This window comes from Micromonospora sp. WMMA1363 (assembly GCF_030345795.1).
Taxonomy (GTDB): domain Bacteria; phylum Actinomycetota; class Actinomycetes; order Mycobacteriales; family Micromonosporaceae; genus Micromonospora.
Window position 1 is genome coordinate 1,418,020 of sequence record NZ_JAUALB010000001.1, and the last position, 17,410, is coordinate 1,435,429.

The 17,410-nt window shown below is 70.9% G+C and carries 13 protein-coding genes and 4 pseudogenes; 8 read left to right on the forward strand and 9 right to left on the reverse strand.

Annotated features, from left to right (window positions below; translation table 11 throughout):
* Nucleotides 1-33: 33 nt before the first annotated feature.
* Complete coding sequence (locus QTQ03_RS06540) at nt 34-1,473, forward strand: PepSY-associated TM helix domain-containing protein (RefSeq protein WP_353890573.1); 1,440 nt, start codon at nt 34-36, stop codon at nt 1,471-1,473.
* Nucleotides 1,474-1,544: 71 nt separating this feature from the next.
* Here the strand turns inward: QTQ03_RS06540 and QTQ03_RS06545 are convergent, their stop codons facing one another.
* Both QTQ03_RS06545 and QTQ03_RS06550 read right to left on the reverse strand, forming a co-directional pair.
* Nucleotides 1,545-1,907 carry a MaoC family dehydratase gene (locus QTQ03_RS06545; protein WP_353890574.1) on the reverse strand — a complete coding sequence of 121 codons (363 nt, stop codon included), beginning with the start codon at nt 1,905-1,907 and terminating at the stop codon, nt 1,545-1,547.
* Between the two features lie 85 nt (nt 1,908-1,992).
* Complete coding sequence (locus QTQ03_RS06550) at nt 1,993-3,165, reverse strand: acyl-CoA dehydrogenase family protein (protein WP_289277198.1); 1,173 nt, start codon at nt 3,163-3,165, stop codon at nt 1,993-1,995.
* Nucleotides 3,166-3,242: 77 nt separating this feature from the next.
* On the opposite strand from QTQ03_RS06550, the gene QTQ03_RS06555 reads away from it, so the two are divergent.
* A complete protein-coding gene (locus tag QTQ03_RS06555; RefSeq protein WP_289277199.1) occupies nt 3,243-3,392 on the forward strand; it encodes a hypothetical protein in 150 nt (49 codons plus the stop codon).
* A gap of 78 nt (nt 3,393-3,470) precedes the next feature.
* Entirely contained in the window at nt 3,471-4,157 is a 687-nt protein-coding gene (locus tag QTQ03_RS06560; RefSeq protein ID WP_289277200.1) for a TetR/AcrR family transcriptional regulator, read from the forward strand.
* Nucleotides 4,158-4,365: 208 nt separating this feature from the next.
* Here QTQ03_RS06560 and QTQ03_RS06565 read toward each other — a convergent pair whose 3' ends face one another.
* A complete protein-coding gene (locus QTQ03_RS06565) occupies nt 4,366-6,198 on the reverse strand; it encodes an AMP-dependent synthetase/ligase (protein WP_289277201.1) in 1,833 nt (610 codons plus the stop codon).
* A 315-nt stretch (nt 6,199-6,513) separates the two neighbouring features.
* Nucleotides 6,514-6,769: pseudogene (locus QTQ03_RS30240) on the reverse strand (transposase); the annotation flags it as partial.
* A gap of 750 nt (nt 6,770-7,519) precedes the next feature.
* Between QTQ03_RS30240 and QTQ03_RS06575 the strand changes: the two are divergent.
* Nucleotides 7,520-7,966: pseudogene (locus tag QTQ03_RS06575) on the forward strand (esterase/lipase family protein); the annotation flags it as partial.
* 7 nt (nt 7,967-7,973) lie between these two features.
* Here the strand turns inward: QTQ03_RS06575 and QTQ03_RS06580 are convergent.
* Nucleotides 7,974-8,756 carry a transposase family protein gene (locus QTQ03_RS06580; protein WP_289277203.1) on the reverse strand — a complete coding sequence of 261 codons (783 nt, stop codon included), beginning with the start codon at nt 8,754-8,756 and terminating at the stop codon, nt 7,974-7,976.
* A gap of 167 nt (nt 8,757-8,923) precedes the next feature.
* Here QTQ03_RS06580 and QTQ03_RS06585 point away from each other — a divergent pair.
* The 4 genes and pseudogenes from QTQ03_RS06585 to QTQ03_RS06600 form a co-directional block, all read left to right on the forward strand.
* A pseudogene (locus QTQ03_RS06585) lies at nt 8,924-9,193 on the forward strand (lipase); the annotation flags it as partial.
* A 461-nt stretch (nt 9,194-9,654) separates the two neighbouring features.
* Nucleotides 9,655-11,133, forward strand: a complete 1,479-nt coding sequence (locus tag QTQ03_RS06590) for a S1 family peptidase (RefSeq protein ID WP_289277204.1) — start codon at nt 9,655-9,657, stop codon at nt 11,131-11,133.
* A gap of 224 nt (nt 11,134-11,357) precedes the next feature.
* Nucleotides 11,358-13,217: a transketolase gene (locus tag QTQ03_RS06595; RefSeq protein ID WP_289280711.1), complete on the forward strand. Its 1,860-nt coding sequence runs from the start codon at nt 11,358-11,360 to the stop codon at nt 13,215-13,217.
* Nucleotides 13,218-13,302: 85 nt separating this feature from the next.
* A pseudogene (locus QTQ03_RS06600) lies at nt 13,303-13,491 on the forward strand (DUF2267 domain-containing protein); the annotation flags it as partial.
* Between the two features lie 117 nt (nt 13,492-13,608).
* Here QTQ03_RS06600 and QTQ03_RS06605 read toward each other — a convergent pair.
* From QTQ03_RS06605 to QTQ03_RS06620, 4 genes are read right to left on the reverse strand one after another with little or no spacing between them, the layout of a single operon-like run.
* On the reverse strand, nt 13,609-14,607 hold the full coding sequence (locus QTQ03_RS06605; protein WP_289277205.1) for an ABC transporter ATP-binding protein: 999 nt from the start codon (nt 14,605-14,607) through the stop codon (nt 13,609-13,611).
* On the reverse strand, nt 14,604-15,587 hold the full coding sequence (locus tag QTQ03_RS06610; protein WP_289277206.1) for an ABC transporter ATP-binding protein: 984 nt from the start codon (nt 15,585-15,587) through the stop codon (nt 14,604-14,606). Before QTQ03_RS06610 ends, QTQ03_RS06605 begins: the two co-directional genes overlap by 4 nt.
* Entirely contained in the window at nt 15,584-16,465 is an 882-nt protein-coding gene (locus QTQ03_RS06615) for an ABC transporter permease (protein ID WP_289277207.1), read from the reverse strand. The genes QTQ03_RS06610 and QTQ03_RS06615 overlap by 4 nt, the downstream gene beginning before the upstream one ends.
* Nucleotides 16,462-17,406 carry an ABC transporter permease gene (locus QTQ03_RS06620; RefSeq protein WP_289277208.1) on the reverse strand — a complete coding sequence of 315 codons (945 nt, stop codon included), beginning with the start codon at nt 17,404-17,406 and terminating at the stop codon, nt 16,462-16,464. Before QTQ03_RS06620 ends, QTQ03_RS06615 begins: the two co-directional genes overlap by 4 nt.
* Nucleotides 17,407-17,410 lie beyond the last annotated feature (4 nt).

Genomic DNA, 17,410 nt, shown 5'->3' on the forward strand with positions numbered 1-17,410 from the left:
ACTCTTCCACTCCGATCGGAGAAGTAGATGTCCATGATCAAGTTGTCCGGAGATTCCACCGCGGAATCCGGCGCCGACCGGAGCGCCGCCCCGCGACCGGCCCGGCCGAGCACACCCCTCGCGGCGCTGCTGGTCCGGCTGCACTTCTACACCGGCATCCTCGTCGCCCCGTTCCTGGTCATCGCCGCCCTGACCGGCCTCGCATACACCGTCACACCGCAGTTGGACCAGGCACTGTACGGCGACAAGCTCACTGTCGCCGGCACCGGCGCCCAGCCGAGGACGCTGGCCGAACAGGTCACCGCCGCACGAACCGCGCACCCGGACGGCATCCTCGCCGCAGTGCAGCCCGGTGCCGACGGCAGGACCACCCAGGTGGTCTTCTCGCAGCCCGAGCTGGGCGATAAGCAGCACACGGTCTACGTCAACCCCTACACGGCCGAGGTGACGGGACAGCTAACCACGTGGTTCGGCGCCACCCCGGTCACCACCTGGCTGGACGACCTGCATCGCAACCTGCACCTCGGCGACGTCGGCCGGCACTATTCCGAGATCGCCGCGAGCTGGCTGTGGCTCCTCGTCCTCGGTGGCGTCGTCCTGTGGTGGCGCCGGCGAACCACCGGCCGTGCCCGGATCCGGCACCTGCTGCTGCCGGACCTGGCGTCCCACCGGGGGGTTCGCCGCACCCGGAGCTGGCATGCCACCATGGGCGTCTGGCTCGCCGTCGGCCTGCTCTTCCTGTCCATGACGGGCCTCACCTGGTCGAGATTCGCCGGCGCGAACTTCGGCGCCGGCCTCGACGCCCTCGACGCCGGTCGGCCCGCGCTCGACACGAGCCTGGGCACCGGTCCAAGCGACAGCGGCGGGGAGCACCAGCACGGCTTACCCGGAGTGGGCGGACCGGCGGACCCGGCGACCTTCGACCGCGTCCTCACCGTCGCCCGCGACGCCGGGCTGTCCGGCCCGATCGAGATCGCCCCCGCCGAGGAGCCGGGGGCTGCCTGGACCGTCGCCCAGACCGACAACACCTGGCCCGTTGCCCGGGACCGCGTGGCCGTTGACCCCACCGACGGCGCCATCACCGCCCGCAGCAACTTCGCTGACTGGCCGCTGCTCGCCCAGCTCAGCAGCCTCGGGATCCAGGCCCACATGGGGCTGCTCTTCGGGCCGGTCAACCAGGTCCTGCTCGCCGGGCTCGCCCTCGGCCTGCTCTGCGTCGTCGTCTGGGGCTACCGGATGTGGTGGCAGCGCCGTCCCACTCGGGCTGACCGACGCGCCCCGACGGGCGCCCCACCCGCCCGGGGCGGCCTCCGTGGTCTGCCCGTCTGGGCGCTGCTGCTCGGCGTGCCGCTGACCGTCGCCGTCGGCTGGGCGCTGCCCTGGTTCGGCGGGCCGCTGCTGGCCTTTCTCGCCGTCGACGCCGCACTGGGGATCGCCGCCCAGCGGAGGTCGGCGGGCCCGGTCGACGGGTGACCACGACACGAACCACGGAGGGGCCAGGGCGTCAACCGGATTCCCTTCCGTTCAGACGTGGAGGCGACCGATCAGACGTGGAGGCGGCCGACCGTCTCCGCTACGCAGACCGGTTTGCCGCCGGCGTCACTGTCGACGGTGACCGTGGCAACGACCTGGACGGCATCGCCGACCGCGGTCACCTCGTTGATGGTGGCGGTGGCCCGCACCGCGCCGCCGACCCTTACCGGCGCGGGAAACCGCACCCGGTTGAGCCCATAGTTCACCCCCATCCGCACGCCCTCGACCCCGTACAGGCGGGAGACCAACACCGGCAGCAGGGACAGGGTCAGGTAGCCGTGCGCGACGGTGCCGCCGTACGGCCCGGCGGCGGCGCGCTCCGGGTCGAGGTGGATCCACTGGTGGTCGTCGGTGGCGTCGGCGAACAGGTCCACGCGGCGCTGGTCGACCGGGTACCACGCCCCGGGCCGAGGATCTCGCCAACCGCGCGGGCCAACTCGTCAACGGAGGAGAAAGTCCTCATGCCAGCTGTGCCCCCACTTTCGTGTAACCGCGCAACAGGTCGCGAGCGATGATGAGCCGTTGCATCTCGTCGGTGCCCTCGAAGATGCGGTAGAGACGCACCTGCCGGTACCAGCGCTCGATCGGCAACTCCCGGGTGTAGCCCATGCCACCGTGGATCTGGAGTACCCGGTCCACCACCCGGTTGACCATGCCCGCGCCGTAGAGCTTCGCCATGGAGGAGGCGTGCCGAGGGTCGAGGCCGGCGTCGACTGTCCAGGCGGCGCGCAGGACGAGCCAACGGGCTGCCTCCAGCTCGGTCTCCGAGTCGGCGATCATCCACTGGATCGCCTGGTTGGTACCGATCTTCGCGCCGAACGTCTCGCGGCTGTTGGCGTGGTCGATCGCCATCTGCAACGCCCGCTCGGCGATCCCCAGCGCGTGCGACGGGATGGTGTAGCGCCCCTTGCCGATCCACTCCATGCCGAGCGCGAAGCCCTGCCCGACCTCGCCCAGGATGTTGCGGTGCGGCACCCGGACACCGTCGAAGAGCAACGACGCTGGCCCACCCTCGCCCATGGTCGGAATGAACTCCGACCGCCACCCCATCGCCCGGTCCACCAGGAACGCGGTGGCGCCGCCGTCGCGTACGTCCTTCTCCCGGTCGGTCACCGCCACCACGATCGCGAAGTCCGCGTCGTTGCCGTTGGTGATGAAGGTCTTCTCACCGTCGAGAATCCAGTCGTCGCCGTCCCGCCGCGCGGAGAGTCGGATGTTCGCCGCGTCCGAACCGGCGCCCGGCTCGGTGATGGCGAAGCAGGAGATCCGCTCCCCCTCGATCGTCGGAACGAGGAACTCCTTCTGCTGCTCCGCCGTGGCGTGGAAGAGGATGTTGTCCGCCTCCCCGCCGAACCGGAACGGCACGAACGACCGGCCCAGCTCGGTCCAGATCAGCGACTGGGTGACCGCGGGCAGTTCCATCCCGCCGTACTCCGCCGGGGTGGCCAGCGCCCAGAAGCCGAACCGACGCGCCTTGAGCTGGAGTTCCCGCAGCTCGCCGCGTTCCAGGCCAGGCCGGTGGGCCCGCTCGCGGCGCAGCAGCTCCTGCTCCAGCGGCATCACCTCCCGCCGGATGAAGTCGCGGGCCGTGTCCCGGACGGCCCGCTGCTCGTCGGAGAGCGCGAAGTCCATGTCCCCTCCCGGTGCTCGTGGTGCGATGGGCGTCAGCGGAAGCCGCCGTTCGACGTACGGGCCCGCTGACGTACGGCATGTCGTCACTGCCCAGGAAGGCGATCGCCGCGGCGATGTCGGCCAGCTGGGCAACCCGGCGCAGCGGCGCCTGCTCGGCGGCCCGCCGCTGCGGCGAGCTGGCGGACCGCCGGCTGTTCGGCGAAGCGATGGAGGTCCATGCACAGTAAACTAGCGACGCAAGTTTTCGGCTGTCCAGACCTGAATCTGGCAGAGTTCGGGCGGACCACCCCGCAGAGGAGACCGACATGCCCCGCCCGAGACAGGCGCTACTCAGCCGGCAGCGGATCGTCGAGGCCGCCGCCGCGCTGATCGATGCGGAAGGGCTGGCGGGATTCTCCACCCGCCGGCTGGCCGCCGAGCTCGGCGTGCGCGGGCCGTCGCTGTACAACCACTTCGCCACCAAGGACGAGATCCTCGACGCCGTCGCCGACAGCATCACGGTGCGGGTGGACGTGTCGTTCTTCGGTGACGTCGACTGGCGGCAGGCACTGCGCCGGTGGGGCCACTCCTACCGGGCGGCACTCGCGGCCCATCCGCGCATCGTGCCGTACCTGGCCCAGGGGCCGGGTCGACGACCCGCCGCCCTGGCCATGGCGGACGCCGTCTACGGAGGCTTGGTCGACGCGGGCTGGCCGCCTGCCCGGGCGACCCACGTCGGGGCGCTCATGCGCTACTTCGTGGCCGGCTCGGCGCTGGGCTCGTTCGCCCGTGGCTTCGTCGAGGACCCGTCGGTCTATGCCGACCAGTATCCGCACCTGGCCCAGGCCCACCGCCTCGCCGAACACCAGCAACAGGTCGACGAGGGCGCCTTCGCCCTGGGCCTGGACGCGCTGATCGCCGGCCTGTCCGGCACGTACGAGGAGACCGTCGGGCCGCTGCCGCCCCTGGCGAAGGAGACCGAGGCGGACGAGAGTCACGACCTACACCGCTAGTCTTGGCGACGTACACGGGGCATCCACGGATTGCCGGGGCCACGGCGTCCTCCGGCAGCCATCGAGGTGTACGACCCAATTGCCGAGGGGATGGCCGCTCCCGGCACGACTGCCGTCTGGTGGGTGGCGTCGACCGGCTGCTGCGGCCGCCCGCCCGGTGGACGTGCCGCCCGCGCCGGAGTGACGACGGATCCGGCGCACGAGCGGATCAGTGGCCGCGGTAGAGGGATTCGATGTCCGCGCGGTAGCGCTGCTCGACGACATCGCGTTTGATCTTCAGGGTAGGGGTGAGTTCCCCGTCGGCCTCGGTGAAATCCCGGGGCAGAATGGCGAAGGTCTTGACCTGTTCCGCCCGCGACACCGTCCGGTTGGCCCGGTCGACGGCAGCCTGGATCTCGCCGCGCAGGGCGGGATCGTCGCGAGCCTGGTCGATCGAGCTGTCCGGCCGGCCGTGTGCGGACCGCCAGCGCTGCCAGACCTGCGGATCGATGGTGACCAGCGCGGTCACGTAGGGGCGGCCGTCGCCGACGAGCACGCACTGGCTGACCAGCGGGTGCGCCCGGATCGCCTCCTCAATCGGCCCGGGTGCGAGGTTCTGGCCGGCCGCGGTCACGATGATCTCTTTCGCGCGGCCGGTGATACGCAGGAAGCCGTCCGGGTCGAGGCGACCGAGGTCGCCGGTGCGCAGCCACCCGTCCGCGGTGAAGGCGGCCCGGGTGGCGTCCGGGTTGTTCCAGTAGCCCGGGAAGACGACGTCGCCGCGGGCGAGCACCTCGCCGTCGTCGGCGATGCGGATCTCCATCCCGGGCAGCGGCCGACCGACGGTGCCGATCCGCTGTGCCGACGGCAGGTTCGCCGTCAGGGCCGGTGATGTCTCGGTGAGGCCGTACCCCTCCAGCACCAGGATGCCCGCCCCCCGGAAGAAGTGCCCCAGCCGCTCGCCGAGGGGCGCGCCGCCGACGATCGCCGTCCGGCACCGTCCGCCCAGCGCCGCCCGTAGCTTCCGGTACGCCAACAGGTCACCGGCCCCGCGCGCCAGCCGCAACAGCGGACTCGGCCCGCGCGGGGTGTCGAGGGCGCGGCTGTAGCGCACCGCCATCCGGTCGAAAACGGCGAACAACCAGCCGCGGTGCGCGTCGTCGGCCCGCTGTCGGGCTCGGTTGTACATCTTCTCGAAGACCCGTGGCACCGCCAAGACGAACGTCGGACGATGTCGGCGCAGCTGCTCCAACACCCCGGCGATGTCGGCGCTGTGTACCAGGGTCGACCGGCTCTGCACCACCCCCACCTGGATCAACCGGGCGAACGCGTGCGCCAGTGGCAGGAACAGTACCGTCGACGCCCCGGGGTGCAGCAGCTGGGACAGTGCCGCGACCGCGCCGGTCACGTCGCACCGCAGGTTACGGTGAGTCAGCACGCAGCCCTTGGGACGGCCGGTCGTGCCGCTGGTGTAGACGATCGTGGCCACGTCGCCATCGGTCACCCGCTCACGGCGGGCGTCGATCCGCGCTTCTTCGACGGCGCGGCCCCGCCCGGCGAGGGCGATCAGGTCGCCCGCTTCGATCTGCCACACCTCGCGCAGCTCCGGCAGGTCCGACCGACGGCTTGTGGCCAGCTCGGCGTGTGCGGGCGTCTCCAGCACGCAGCCGACCGCGCCCGAGTCCGACAGGATCCAGCCGAGCTGGTCTGCGCTCGCCGTCTCGTAGACCGGCACGGTCACCGCCCCGATCGTCCACAGCGCGTAGTCGACCAGCGTCCACTCGTACCGGGTGCGGCTCATCAACGCGACGCGGTCACCGTGTCCCACTCCCGCCGCGAGAAACCCGCGGGCGAGGCTCAGCACGTCGTCGCGGAACTGCTCACACGTCACCGGCAGGTCGCCGCCGCGCAGCGACCGCCGCGCGGGCCACGCCCGCGACACGGGGGCCGGGCGGACGAACTGGACCGCGTGCGGAGCCTCCCGGGCATTGATCCACACCCGCTCCGCCAGCCCCGCCGACACCGCACCGACCTCCACCGGCGCGACCGCAACGTCCCGCACGTCGACCTCCCCCGTCACCCGCGACACCGGCACACCGGAGGCGGTAGCCGGCCGTACGTCACCATCCCGCCGCCAACGGCTCAGCGGCGGCGGTCGGCGAAACCGGCCCCCCGCCGGAGTGGCCGGCGGCGTACCACGATCGAGTTCATCCTTACCCGTCATCGAGCGCGACGAACTGCGGAGCTTCGTCGGTGCCACCGTCGAGGGTCTCCCGCGGGGGCGCCCGGCCGGCTCCTTCGTCCCCGGGCGGATACCCGGCACGGCACCGGCCATGCGCCGGACCGGCCAGGTCCGGCCCGGTGGGCCTCAGCGGGTGTCGGTGACGATGCCGTCCGCGGTCCAGGCGGCGAAGTAGCCGTAGACGGTCTGCCGGGGCGGGACGTCGTGGGGCAGGTGGCGCCAGGCGATGCCGGTGCGGTTGACGTGGCGGATCGCGTTGACGATCTCCCGCAGGTCGTGAGTGGCGGTGCGTCCGCCGACGCCGGCGTCGGTGCGGGTCTGGCCAGGCGGTCAGGTGTGGTGCGACCAGCGCCCAGCGGGCGTCGGACAGGTCGGAGGGGTACGCGGTCACTCATCAGTCAGGGTAAATGGTGTCGATAGTCGTAGCTCGTCCGCCCAACTGTTCCGCCACCTGAACGACCGACTTCAACCAAAGCGCGGAGACCACATAGAAGCGTCCAGTCAGGCCGCCTGACAGCATCGCAAAGTCTCACAGTCGCGCAACGGCCCACCCGACCCATGGAGCGGCGGATGCCGTGCGGTTGTCAAGCGTCGCCGACGTCACCGCTACCGTCGGTGCCCTGTCCGGGTGGAAGATGACGCCGCCGATAGTCCTGACCTGCTCGGGGGCAGCCACTCGCGCGACACCCGGACCGACGACGCCGGCGCCCGCCGACACCGCGACGGGCACAATTGGCCCTATAGGATCCGGGGCACCTCGGGGCGAACCCTGACGAAGATCATGGTTATTCAATGATGACCCGAGCAATTTTCACGGCTAGCGTCGGTCGGACATGGACATCCGACACCTTTGGAGGGGAGGTCCCGTGGAAATTCACGCAGCGACAGCTCCGAGCCGATCCGAACCTGGCCACGTCCCGGGTGGGAGAGCGGCGCCGTTGACCGGCCAGCGACCGGGCCCACCGACCATCGGTCCCATCCTGCCAACTGCGGCCAGCGAATGCGGACTTCCTCGAAGGCTGCAGTGTACGGACGGCGCGTGGGCAGTGCCAACACGTGCGTCAATGCTCTCCGCCGACGGTGCGACCCTCGCCGCCGCTAGCCAACACAGCCTTGGGCTGTGTGGATCGAAGGAAACCCCATGAAACGCTTCATCCGTACCGCTGTCGTCGCCGCGCTGGTAGCGACGGCGTCACTGATTGCCCCGTCGTCCGCAGCCGCCGCCGCCCGGAACCCCGTCGTCTTCGTCCACGGAATGACCACCGATGCCAGCGATTGGAACGCCTGGATCGACATGTTCATGGCGGACGGCTACCGGAGCTCCGAGCTGCACACCTGGTCCTACGACTGGAAACAGTCCAACGCGACCATCGCAGCGGAACTCCAGACCAAGGTGCAGGACGTGCTCGCCGCGACCAGCGCCACCAAGGTTGACATCGTTGCCCACTCCATGGGCGCCCTCAGCTCCCGCTGGTACATAAAGAACTACGGCGGAACAGCCACCGTAGACGACTTCGTTTCCGTGGCTGGCCCCAACCACGGAACCAATGTGGCCGTATTCGTTCCCGTGCCCGACGTAGACCAAGGAGGGTCATTCAAAACCCGGGTGCGGCGGTTCTGAAGATCTCCAGGGCGGTGGCGGTGCGTAACACGTCGGGGAAGTCGGTCATGATCCGGTGGTAGCCGGTCTTGAGGATCTTCCAGTTCTTCAGATGACTGATGGCGCGTTCGACGGCGGCGCGGAGCCGGTTGACGCTGTAGTTGTACGCCTTTTGCTGGGCGGTCAGTTCCCCACCGGGTGGTTTCTTGTGCGGGGTGATCGGGCCGGTGCCCTGGTAGCCGCCGTCGCCGATCATGCCTGGTCCGTCGGTGAGGTGGCTGGCCCAGCGTTCGGCGATGCCGGAGATGAAGAACGCCGCCGCGTCGTGGCGGGCGCCGTTGACGGGTTCGCCGACGTCGGCGACGCGGCCATCGAGGTTGGCGATGACCTGCACGTTCTGCCCTGACAGGTGTTTCTTGCCGGAGAACAGTCCGTGGTAGGACTCGCGTTCGCCGACCGGGGCGACGAACCCGTCAACCAGCACACCGTCACGGCGGGTCTGCTCCAGGCGCTGGTCGACCTCAGGACGGGTGACCCAGCGCAGGATCGGCTGCAGGATCTGGTGATAGCGGGTGATCGTGGCCTGCGAACAGCCGAACACCTCGCCGAGGACCTCGTCGGGCATGTTGTGCCGGAGTCCGAACAGCACCGCGATCACCGCCGTGGCCAGCGGCAACACGTGCGGACGCCCGACCGGCGGCTTCTCCCACTCATCGCCCACGATCTCGCGAACCCGGCCGATCAGGTCAGCGAGCCGGTCGGTCGGGAGTCCTGTCATACTTTCACAGCGCAGCGGCTGACCCTCGATCAACTTCCACACAAAGCTGATCTATCGGATCCCAGCCGCTGCGTCTACTCCGGACAGTCAACCCGGGTCACGGGCACCCTCGAACCTCACTCAACGTGACATCCATGGGTGTCGACCGAGTTTTGAATGGCCCTCAAGGAACCGACGTGCCCGTGTTCTGCCCTGTCTACAAGTCATGCCGGGAAATGTTTTGGGGCAGCAGCTTCCTCCGCTCCCTGAACTCGGGAGACGAAACCCCGGGAAGCGTGAGCTACGCCACCCTCTGGTCCACCTGCGATGCAGTAATCAAACCCGACATTTCAGCAAAGCTCCGTGGTGCGGTGAATATCTCGGTGGGCTGCAGAGAGCATACTGACACGAACGAGGACTTCAGTAACTACACCAAGGTCCGGGACTTCATCGCCTAACAGCGTCCGGCGGGCGACCACAGCTCGGCCGGCGCACGGCGACCCTCCAGCCCAAGAGCTACCTCCACCAGCCAGGGGTGGGTTCTCGATCATCTGAGAACCCACCCCTGGCTGCTACTCGTCCCCGCTGGCCCGGATTCAGCGCAGTTCGCCCCCCGGGGATCGCGTCTGGTTCACCTCCGCTCGAAGCTCGCCACACGTCTGAACAACCGGCGGTATGAGCCGTTTAATATAGATCATTTTCTGTTCATACAAGTTACGTTGTCGCTGGCCCGCCTGACCGGGCCGGCGCCGGGGCCGAGACGACGAGCGGCCACGGAACCGGCCCGTCCGGCAGGCCCGGTCGCCCCCGGCCGCGCCCCTGACCCCGCGGCGCGAGCAGGCCGGCACCGGCGGCACTGTCCTGTCCGCGGCGTCACCCCCCATCTTGGGCGCCGCGGCCACTTGCGAGGAGGCTATGAATGAGACGAGCTTTCGCCGCGGTAGCAGCAGCGGTCCTGCTGCCCGTCGGTGCCCTCACCGTCGCGGCGTCACCCGCCGTCGCGGCGTCACCCACCACCGCGAGCGCCGTCCCCGCCCGGGACGCGGCGTCGTCGGAGATGCTCGCCGCGATGCAGCGCGACTTCGGCCTCACCATTGACGAGGCCCGCACCCGCATCGCCCGCGACGAGAAAGGCAGCCGGACGGACGCGGGCCTGCGCCGGTCGCTGGGCGCGGCGTACGCCGGTGGCTGGCTGTCCGCCGACGGTCTCGTCGTCGCCGTCACCGGTAAGGCGGCTGCCAAGCAGGTCAAGGACGCCGGGGCACGGGCGACGATCGTCCGTCGAAGCAACGCCGAGCTCGACCGGATCAAGTCGACGCTCGACCGGCACGCCACGAAGGCGTCCGCCGAGGCGATCCCCGGCTGGTACGTCGACGTCACCACCAACACCGTCGTCGTGCTCGCCCGCGGCGACGCCCGCGCCGCCAAGGCGTTCGTCCGGGCCAGCCGGGTCGACGCGTCCGCGGTCCGGGTGGTCACCACCACCGAGACGCCGCGCACGCTCTACGACGTCCGAGGCGGCGACGCGTTCTACATCGGCGGACGCTGCTCCGTCGGCTTCTCGGTGACCGGCGGGTTCGTCACCGCCGGGCACTGCGGCACCGCCGGCACCCCCACCCAGGGCTACAACCAGGTCGCCCAGGGAACCTTCCAGGGCTCGTCGTTTCCCGGCGACGACTACGCCTGGGTCGCGACGAACTCGAACTGGACCCCGCAGCCGTGGGTGAACGACTACTCCGGCGGCACCGTGACCGTGGCCGGCTCCACCGAGGCCGCGATCGGCGCGGCGGTCTGCCGCTCCGGCTCGACCACCGGCTGGCACTGCGGCTCGATCCAGGCCAAGAACCAGACGGTCGTCTACGAAGAGGGCACGGTCACCGGCCTGACCCGCACCAACGTCTGCGCCGAGCGCGGCGACTCGGGCGGGTCGTGGCTCTCCGGCCAGCAGGCGCAGGGCGTGACCTCCGGCGGTTCCGGCGACTGCACCTTCGGCGGGACCACGTACTTCCAGCCGGTCAACGAGATCCTGTCACGGTACGGCCTGACCCTGCGCACCAACGGTGGTGGCGGTGAGCCGCCGGCCACCGGCTGCACCGGCTTCGATGCCACCTACACCGGCAGCGTCTCCTCCGGGCAGAGCGGGTACCAGCCGAACGGCAGCTACTACTACTCGTCCGTCTCCGGCACCCACCGCGGCTGCCTCGACGGGCCGACCGGGGCCGACTTCGACCTCTACCTGCAGAAGTGGAGCGGCTCCAGCTGGGTCGACGTGGCCAGCTCGTACACCTCCGGGCCGGACGAGTCGCTGACCTACAACGGCACCGCCGGCTACTACCGCTTCGAGGTGCACGCGTACAGCGGTTCCGGCAGCTACACGATGGGCATCACCAAGCCCTGACAGCCCGCCACACCGCTGCTGGCGGGTGCGGGGCTCGAGCCCCGCACCCGCCAGCAGCGTCTATTACCGGGATAGTTCGGTGGTTTCCGGACACATGCCAGCTCTGTTGACTACCGTTTGTCCGACGTCAGCCGGCGACGCCCGTCCCCCACCGCTCGGGGCCGGGCAGCTCGACGGGGGCCGGACTGACGGAAGGCTCACAGCTGGAGGCGATGCCGGTGACCATGGAAGCAGAGCGGATGCTCCACGCGGAGGAGGTCGGCGAGCTGGCCGACCAGCTGCGGGTGGACACCATCCGGTGCAGCACCCGCGCCGGCTCCGGGCACCCCACGTCGAGTCTGTCCGCCGCCGACCTGCTCGCCGTGCTGATCTCCCGGCACCTGAGGTACGACTGGACGAACCCGCGCAGCCGCGCCAACGACCACCTGATCTTCTCCAAGGGGCACGCCTCGCCCCTGCTCTACGCGGTCTTCAAAGCCGTCGGCGCGATCAGCGACGAGGAACTGGTCGACACGTACCGACAGTTCGGGTCACGCCTGCAGGGGCACCCGACGCCGGCGCTGCCCTGGGTCGACGTCGCCACCGGCTCCCTCGGCCAGGGACTACCGGTCGCCGTCGGGATCGCGCTGGCCGGCCAGCACCTGGACCACCTTCCGTTCCACGTCTGGGTGCTCTGCGGCGACAGCGAGACGGCCGAGGGCTCCATCTGGGAGGCCCTGGACAAGGCCGGGCACTACGGGCTGCGCAACCTCACCGCGATTGTCGACGTAAACCGGCTCGGACAGCGCGGACCGACCGAGCTGGAGTGGGACCTGGACACCTACCGTCGGCGCATCGAGGCGTTCGGCTGCCAGGCGCTCGTCATCGACGGCCACGATCTGGCCGCCATCGACGACGCGCTGAGCCGGGCCCGGCAGGCGACCGGCCCGACCGTGGTGCTGGCCCGGACCGTCAAGGGCAAGGGTGTCCCCGAGATCGAGAACCAGCCCGACTGGCACGGCAAGTCGCTCAAGCCCGACCAGGCCGAGCGCGCCGTCGCCGCGCTCGGCGGCGTCCGGCAGACGCGCGTCAGCGGACCACGGCCCGAACCGGTGCCGCCCGTTCCCACACCCACCGCCGCGCCACCCGCGCTGCCACGGTACGACCGGGGAACGAAGGTGGCGACCCGTAACGCGTACGGCGAGGCGCTGCGCGCGGTGGGCGCTCGGCCGGATGTGGTCGCCCTCGACGGAGAGGTCAGCGACTCCACCCGGGCGGACCGGTTCGCCGAGGCGTACCCGGAGCGGTTCTTCGAGATGTTCATCTCCGAGCAGCAGTTGGTCGCCGCGGCCGTCGGGCTTCAGGTGCGTGGCTACCGCCCGTTCGCCTCCAGCTTCGCCGCGTTCCTGTCCCGCGCGTACGACTTCATCCGGATGGCCGGCATCTCACGGGCCGACATCGTCCTGTCCGGTTCGCACGCCGGGGTGGAGATCGGCGCGGACGGCCCCTCACAGATGGGGCTGGAGGACCTGGCCGCCCTACGCGCCGTCCACGGGTCCACCGTGCTCTACCCCAGCGACGCCGTGTCCTGCGCCGCCCTCGTCGCGCGGATGGTCGACCACAGAGGCGTCACCTACCTGCGCACCACCCGCGGCGCGCACCCCGTCCTCTACGACAACGACGACAGCTTCCCGATCGGCGGCAGCAAGCTGCTGCGCACCGGCGGCGACGACCAGGTGGCGCTCGTCGGCGCCGGGGTGACCGCGCACAACTGCCTAGCCGCCGCCGACCGGTTGGCCGGCGAGGGGATCGGCACCCGGGTGATCGACCTCTACTCGGTCAAGCCGGTGGACCGCGACCGGCTGCTCGACGCCGTACGGGCCACCGGCGGCCGACTCGTCGTCGTCGAGGACCACTACCCGGAGGGTGGGCTCGGTTCCGCCGTACTCGAAGCCCTGGCCGATCTGGCCGAGGTGCGCGTAACCCACCTGGCGGTTCGCGGGCTGCCCACCTCCGGCACGCCCGCCGAGCTGATGGACCAGGCCGGAATCGGACCGGAGGCCATCACCAGGGCGGCCCGGGCGCTGGTTTCCGGAAGCCGCTGAACCAGGTGCGCAGCCCGTCGTTGGCACCGGTCGCGCTTGGTCGGCCGCCGTCAGCCGGGCCACCCTGACCACTCTGGCCGAGCGAATCGACGGCGGCGAGGCGCGCGACCTGGCCGAGCAGCTGCCCGCCGGGCTCCGGCCGTACGCCTTCGGTGCCAGCGAGGCCGCCGAGCGCTTCGGACTCGACGTGTTCGTCGAACGAGTCAGCGGACGCACGGACGTCGAGGTTGACACGGCGAGGGACGGGGTGACGACCGTCTTCGACATCCTCCGGGAGGCTCTCGACCCGTCCGGTTACGAGCAGGTGGTCACCCAGCTGCCCGCGGAGTACGGCGACGGCCGACCAGACCGCGCCGTATGTCCGGTGCCGGCCCTGAGGGCGGCGGCGAGCCTATCCGGGGACCTCCGCCCGCATCGCGCGAACGGCCTCCCCCGCGAACAGGCAGGCCGCTCGGTGGCCGGCACCCACCTCGGTGAGCACCGGGTCGGTCCGGGCGCAGTCGGGCCGGGCCTGGGGGCATCGGGTACGGAACCGGCAGCCACCGGGCGGATCGATCGGGCTTGGGATGTCGCCGTCGAGGATGATCCTGCGGCGGCCCCGCTCCACCCTCGGATCGGCCACGGGGACCGCCGACAGCAGGGCCGCTGTGTACGGATGGGCGGTCTTTCGCCAGATCTGCGCCGGCGTGCCGCTCTCCACGATCCGACCCAGGTACATCACGGCCACCTGGTCGCTCATGTGTTCGACGGCGGCCAGGTCGTGGGCGATGAACAGGTAGGTCAGGCCCAGCTCCCGTTGCAGGCCACGGAGCAGGTTCATGATCTGCGCCTGCACGCTCAGGTCGAGGGAGGCGATGGGTTCGTCGAGGACCACGAGGTCCGGCTCGCCGGCCAGCGCCCGGGCGATGCCCACCCGCTGCCGTTGTCCGCCGGAGAGTTCGTGCGGGTGCCGGTCGGCGACATCGCGGCGCAGGCCCACCATGTCGAGCAGCTCCGCCACGCGGGCGCGGCGGGCGGCCGCGCCGCTGGTGAGGCGGTGCACGACCAGTGGTTCGGCGATGCTCGCCCCCACGGTGTGCCGCGGGTCGAGGGATGCCTGCGGGTCCTGGAAAACCATGGCGACCCGGCGGCGCAGCCCGCGCAGCCGGCGCCGGGACCATCGGGTCACGTCCTGCCCGGCCACCCGGACCCGTCCAGACGTGGGGTCGACCAGACGCAGCAGGGCCAAGCCGGCGGTGGACTTGCCGCTGCCGGACTCGCCCACCAGACCGAGCGTCTCGCCACGCCGCACCCGCAACGACACCCCGTCCACCGCGCGCACCACACCGGCCGGTGTCGGAAACCACACCGTCAGGTCGTCCAGTTCGGCCACGACGCTGTCCGTCGTCATTCGTCCTCCTGGTGGGGCCGGTAGAAGGTCCGGACGTGGTGATCGGTCGAGACGGGAACCAACGACGGCAGCTCGTGCTCGCAGCGGGCGTCGCCCCGCACCGGGCAGCGGGGCCAGAAGGCACAGCCGGGAGGCAGGTCCAGCGGGCTGGGCGGCGTCCCCGGGATCGTGACCAGCTCCGCGTCCCCGGCGCCCGGTTCGGGCCGCGCGGCGAGCAGTGCGGTCGTGTACGGGTGCGTCGGGGCGGCGAAGACAGCGTCGACCGGTCCCCGTTCGACGATGCGGCCGGCGTACATGACGGCCACGGTGTCCGCGGTGCCGGCGACGACGCCGAGGTCGTGGGTGATCCAGACGACGGCCGTGCCGAGGCGCCGTTGCAGGTCGGCGACCAGCTCGACGATCTGCGCCTGGGTGGTGACGTCGAGGGCGGTGGTGGGCTCGTCGGCGATCAGCAGATCCGGCTCGCAGGCCAGCGCCATCGCGATCACCACCCGCTGACGCATACCGCCGGAGAGCTGGTGTGGGTAGGCGTCCACCCGGTCGGCGGGCGACGGGATACCGACGAGTTCGAGCAGTTCGATGGCGCGGGCCCGGGCTGCGCGCCGGGTCAGGCCGAGGTGTTCCTCGCCGGCCTCGCCGATCTGGCGGCCCACGGTGAGCACCGGGTTGAGCGACGTCATCGGGTCCTGGAAGACGAACCCGACGTGCCGGCCGCGGATCCGCCGCCGGCGCTGCTCCGGCAATCCGACCAGGTCCGTGCCGAGCAGGTGAACGCGCCCGGCGACGCGGGCCGAGCGGGGCGCGAGGCCGGTGGCGGCGAGCACGCTCATGCTCTTGCCGCTACCCGACTCGCCGACCAGCGCGAGGGTCTCCCCCGCCCGGACCGACCAGTCGACCCCGGCGACCGCCCGGGCCGGTCCCCGGCGGGTGCCGATCGTGACGGTGAGACCCTCGACGGCCAGTACGGGCCGCTCGCTCATCCGGCACTCCTCCTCGCCTCGCTGACGGTGAGCTGACGGGGGTCGAGCACGTCCCGCAGCGCGTCCCCGACCAGGTTGAACGCGAGGACGGTGAGAAAGATCGCGGCACCCGGGAACACCCCGAGCCACCACGCCTCGGTGACGAAACCCCGTCCGTCGTAGAGCATCCGGCCCCACGCCGGCGCGGGTGGCTGGACGCCGAGCCCGAGGAAGGACAGTGCCGCCTCGGACAGGATGGCGAAGGCCAGCGACAGCGACGTCTGCACGATCACCGGCGCCGCGATGTTGGGCAGCACGTGCCGGCGCATGATGCGCAGGTCGGACGCGCCGACCGAGACCGCGGCCCGGACGAAGACCTGCTCCCGCACGGAGAGCACGCCGGCTCGGGTGACCCGGGCGAAGATCGGGGTGTACACCACCCCGATCGCGATCATCGCGGTGAGCAGGCCCGGACCCAGGACCGCGACGATCGCCACGGCCAGCAGCAGGACCGGAAACGCGAACAGCACGTCCATGCACCGCATGAGCGCGTTGTCGAGCCGGCCCCGGTAGTACCCGCCGAGCAGGCCGAGGGTCACGCCCACCGCCAGGGCGATACCCACGCTGACCACTCCGACCTGCAGCGAGACCCGGGCCGCCAGCAGAACCCGGCTGAGCACGTCCCGGCCGAGTTCGTCGGTGCCGAAGGGGTGGGACCAGCTGGGCGCCTGGAGCATCCGGTCGACGTCCACCTCGTTGACGCCGGAGGGCGCCAGCCACTGCCCGGCCACCCCCACCACGACCAGCAGCGCGAGCACCGCACCGCCGGTCACGGCCAGCGGGTCGCGGCGCAGCGCCGCGACCGCCCGGCGCCACGTCGGATCACCGGCGCCGCTCATCGGAACCGGATCCGTGGGTCGAGGCGGGCGTAGAGAACGTCCACCAGGAGGTTGACCACCAGGAACGACGCGGCCACGAGGAGAACCGCGCCCTGTAGCACGGGATAGTCCCGGGCCTGCACCGCGTCGTAGGTGAGTCGACCCACGCCGGGCCAGGCGAACAGCACCTCGATCACGATCACGCCGCCGAGTAGGCTCGCCAGCTGCACCGCCACGACGGTGACAACCGGGATCAGCGCGTTGCGCAGGACGTGACGCAGCACCACCACCCTGGTCCGCAGGCCCTTCGCCTCGGCGGTGCGGACATAGTCCTCGGCGAGGACCTCGAGCACAGAGGAGCGGATGAACCGGGTGAGGATCGACGCCGTGACCAGGCCGATGGTGGCCGCCGGCAGGATCACGTGGGAGGCCCACCGGGCGGGGTCCTCGGTGAGGGCCACGTAGCCGGAGGGCGGCAGCCAGCCAAGCACGCCCGCGAAGAGCAGGATGCCCAGGATGCCCATCCAGAAATCCGGCACCGAGACACCGAACTGGCTGAACACCCGCGCCGCGTGGTCGAACACCGAGCCGCTGCGCAACGCCGAGAGCAGCCCCAGCGGGAACGCGACCAACATCGCGAACACGAGCGCGGTGAAGGCCAGGGAGAGCGTAGCCGGCAGCCGTTCCAGCACGATCGACGTGACCGGGCGTCCGCTGCGGAAGCTGACCCCGAGGTCGCCGGTCAGGGCGTTTCCGACGTAGCTGAGGTACTGCACCGGCAACGGCCGGTCCAGCCCTGCCCGGGCCCGCAGCGCCTCGTACGTCTGCGGGTCGAAGCGGGTGCCCAGCGCCACCCGGACGGGGTCACCCGGGACGAGCTGCAGCAACAGGAACACGACCAGTGTCACGCCGAGCAACACGACGCCGGACTGGAGCAGCCGGCGGAGGACGAAACGGGTCACCGGA